At 73.3% G+C, this 281-nt stretch carries 1 protein-coding gene; it reads right to left on the reverse strand.

Annotation, left to right across the window (positions count from 1 at the left end):
- Nucleotides 1-205: hypothetical protein (locus tag ACX9YW_RS22930; RefSeq protein WP_460351024.1), on the reverse strand; the 205-nt coding region annotated here is incomplete at its 3' end.
- Between the last annotated feature and the right edge of the window lie 76 nt (nucleotides 206-281).

A 281-nucleotide genomic window follows, 5' to 3' on the forward strand; every position in this document is an offset into this window, starting at 1 on the left:
GCGTGGTCAGGTGCGCCTCGCCGAGCAGGGTCACGGCGTCGAGGCCGTCCGGCAGCGCGTGCTCGAGCCGCAGCGCGTTGACCGACCAGGCGTCGGGATACGAGGGCGTGCGGAGCACGGTCCCCTCGTCGATCCGCTGCACCTCGTCGGCGGCGGCCTCGTCGATCGACCAGGCGAAGCGCAGGGCCCGCGCGAACGGGTCCACGCGGCTACTCGTCGTCGTCGGCGGCGCCGGCGCGGCGAATCACGATCTTGTCCTCCTCGATCGTGACCTCGACGGG

The organism is Pseudoneobacillus rhizolycopersici, from assembly GCF_054786815.1.